The organism is Bacillota bacterium (assembly GCA_036504675.1).
GTDB lineage: Bacteria > Bacillota > Sulfobacillia > JAJYWN01 > JAJZPE01 > DASXUT01.
The window spans coordinates 1-3,485 of record DASXUT010000009.1 but is presented as its reverse complement, the minus strand read 5'-3'; the positions used below and the strand labels follow the sequence as shown (position 1 = coordinate 3,485).

Sequence of the window (3,485 nt, the reverse complement as noted above, 5' to 3'; positions counted from 1 at the left end):
GCTTGTCCCAGTGTGCTAGTTCGAACCCGTACGGGGGATCTACAGTAACCCTTTCAAAATTGACCGTCTTGAATGGCAGAAAAAGGCCCAACCAACACGAAACCAATGTTCGCTCGGGTAAAACCGTCATCTCTTGGTATTTGACCCGTGTCCTCAACCTAGCTCGGTGTTCAGGTACACGTTGCCAAATATCGCGGTGTTCTTGCCACTAAATACCTTCCCTTTCCCGCACCGATATCCACGCTTGACCATCCGGCGAGCCTGAGGGTCGAATACAGTTTCCTGTTCAATGACCATCCTGGAATAGGGCATCCATACATGCCAATGCATATGACTCGTTGCATGTCTCTCAACAATGTTGACTCGCTGGTATGCAGTCTCTCTGCTTGATACGGACCCATTCTTCCCGGCAAAAACGAACAACAATGGTGCCAGGTCCTTGTTTGTAGTATCACCCCAGGCCTCTTCTGCTTTCCAATCATCCTTGCCGTATATCTCCGGAACGACGTCTCGCCGGGATGTAAGTACCATTGCTATATCCACGTTCAGGGTGTGTGAATCTGCAAACGACAATCCAAGTCGACTGACTGAGCAGTCAACCAGGTCATAGGCGTTGGGGAGAAAGCAATTGGCCATGAAGCGAGTCGTCTCTCCTGTTGACTCATTTGTCACTGATGGCAGGAAGACAAGAAACTGTGGCCAGTCCTCCTTAGGAAAATAGGCACAATGAGTTGGACAATTCACCCACGACCTAGCCTGACCACAACACTGCGAACAAACCGGCAGCCCGGTTCTTTCACAGTTGCGCTTTCCCTTGCGGCTGTCACAAATTGTACACTTGGCCAAGAAGCAACCCCCCTAATGACCACAGAACTTACCCTTAGGGGGTTACCCTTCTGATCAGGTTTCTCCTTCTTCAGTTCTGACACTCGGAACCCCTGCGCGCCCCCCTAAGAGGCCCTGGTTCACGGGGGGAATCGAGACCATAGCAGGGTCGCGAGGCACGCCCCCTCACTCCCCCGGCGGGGCGATCAGCAGCGGTTTCCGTGGGGTCTGGGTGAAGTCGAACGGGGCCAGCATTCCGTCGGCCTTGCGGTCCCGTTCGGTGAGAGGTTCCAGCCCGAAGCGGTCCTCGACGAAGCGAAGGACGGATGTGAGGTCGTACTGGGTGTGGTCGATGAACCCCCGCTTGGCGTAGGGCGAGATGACGATGGCCGGCACCCGGGGGCCCAGGCCGTACTGGTCCGTCTGCGGCGGCGGGACGTGGTCATAGAAGCCACCGTAGTCGTCCCAGGTCAGGAAGATGGCCGTCTCGTCCCAGTAGGGGCTGCGCATGACCGCGTTGATCAGGCTGGTCACGTACCACATCCCGAGTTGCAGGTTCTGCGGCGGGTGCTCACTCTCGAGGGCGCTCGGCACGACCCAGCTGACCTGTGGGAGCGTTCCGTGGCGGAGGTCGGCGAAGAACTGGTCCGTGCCGACGAGGTGCTCCATCAGCGCCTGGTTGTCCCGGAACTCCTTGAAGCCGGGGAGCGGGTTCCATAGGGAAAAGGCCCTGGGGTCCGGCTTCCCGTCGTAGTACTTCCAGGTGACCTTTGACCGCGCCAGGAGGGTCGCCAGGGTCGGGAAGTTGAAGCCGGCCGCCGGGGCCTCGGTCATGTTCTTGACCAGGCCGCCTGACTGCGCGGCCACGCTGTACAGGTGATTCGGGAGCGACGGCCCCATCAGTGAGGAGAAGAAGGCGTCCATGAGGACGAAATCCCGGGCGTAGGTCCAGTAGTTGGGCAGGTCCGAGGCGTCGTAGTAGCCCATCGTGTCCCTGGAGCGCTCAGCCCAGACGAAGCCGTCCATCTTGCCGCCGTCGTAAGCCTTTAGGGCCACCTCCCGGGAGTGGGGCAGGTCGGTGCTCAGGCTCGTCAGATGAAAGGGAGCAAGGGTCGGCTGGGCCCCCGGCTGCTCGGGCAGCTTGGTCCCGGCCGGAAAGCCGCTGGCCCCGGGGTAGGTCCCGAAGTAGTTGTCGAAGCTGTGGTTCTCTTGGATGACGTAGATGATGTGTTTGATCGGGGTGGCCTTGGCCCCGGCCGGGGCGGGCACGCCCGCACCACCCGGGGGGACGCCGCCGGCGCCGCCGCTTGCGGACCCCCCCGATGGGCCGCCCGGCCCCCCGGGTTCATTCGGACCCCCGGCCCCGCCCGTGCCGCCCGGGGCCTGGTCGGGTGACAGGCTCTCGGCCGTCACCTCGACGGAGTCGGCGGCGATGTAGCCGTTGGTGAAGGTCCCGTCGACCCGAACGCCCATCCCCGGGCGCAGCGACCCCAGGGGCAGGGCCTTCCCGCTCCGCCGCACCGTGGTCCGTGATCCGGCCACCACGGTCACCACCGTCCCGCTCGGCTTGTCGCGGACGACGAGGACCTGACCGTTGACATCGCAGATTGTCCCGGCGACGTAGCCCTGGAGGATCTCCCGCGGCCCCGGCACCGGTTTCGGGGCCGGCCACTTCCACAGACCGAGCCGCGAGCCGTACCAGAAGACCCCGACGGCCGCGGCCGCGAAGACCAGCCCGACCAGCATACCGGAGAGTACCCGAGGCGAACCTGACCTACTCATTGGCATCGCGTGGGTGTCGGCGGGCGGGAGCACCGAAAGACGACAGCGCCCGCGGCACCTTCACCTCCAGTGATAGGTTGACCACGGGCGCGTCCTTCATGCGATGCGATTCGGCCGTTACTCGGTGCCTAGACCCTAACGTGCTCAGACCTTGAACGTCGAGATCTGCTCCTTCATCTTTGTAGCCAGGTCGGCGAGGGCTTTGGCCGACTCGGACATCTGCTCGACCGAGGCGTTCATCTCCTCGACCGTCGCCGAGACCTCTTCGGCGGCCGCCGAGTTCTCCTCGGAGATGGCCACGATGTCGTTGACCGCCTTGGTCACCTGGTCGGCGCCGGCCGCCATCTCTTCCGTCGCCGCGGTGTTCTCTTCAGAGGTCGCCGCGACCGTCTCAACCGCTCGGGACACTTCCTCGCTGGACTTGGCGATCCCCTCGGCGGCGCCGGCGATGGCCGCCATCTCCTTGGAGGTCTGGCCGACCACGTCGAGGATCTCCTCGAGGGCCTTGGCCGCGTCGGCGGCCAGCCGGGACCCCTCTTCCACCTGGGTGGCGCCGTGTTCGGTGGCGGTCACGGCCTCGGCCGTGCTCCGCTGAATGTCACTGATCAGACCGGCGATCTGCTTGGCCGAGTCGCCGGCCCGTTCCGCCAGCTTGCGAACCTCATCGGCGACGACCGCGAAGCCCCGTCCCTGCTCGCCGGCCCTGGCCGCCTCGATGGCCGCGTTCAGGGCCAAAAGGTTGGTCTGGTTGGCGATCTCGGTGATCGTCTCGGTGATCGTGCCGATCTCTCCGGACAACAGATCGAGCTGCTTGATCCGATCGGCGGCCTCGAGGACGGAAGCCCGGATGCGGCCCATCTCCTCGACGGTCTGGGTGA

At 63.4% G+C, this 3,485-nt stretch carries 3 protein-coding genes; all 3 read right to left on the bottom strand.

Features of this window, described 5'->3' with window-relative positions; genetic code table 11:
• Positions 1-153: 153 nt before the first annotated feature.
• Positions 154-636 carry a hypothetical protein gene (locus VGL40_00510; GenBank protein ID HEY3313756.1) on the bottom strand — a complete coding sequence of 161 codons (483 nt, stop codon included), beginning with the start codon at positions 634-636 and terminating at the stop codon, positions 154-156.
• A gap of 375 nt (positions 637-1,011) precedes the next feature.
• A complete protein-coding gene (locus VGL40_00505) occupies positions 1,012-2,571 on the bottom strand; it encodes an alkaline phosphatase family protein (GenBank protein ID HEY3313755.1) in 1,560 nt (519 codons plus the stop codon).
• Positions 2,572-2,751: 180 nt separating this feature from the next.
• The coding region (locus VGL40_00500; protein ID HEY3313754.1) for a methyl-accepting chemotaxis protein at positions 2,752-3,485 on the bottom strand (734 nt) is incomplete at its 5' end.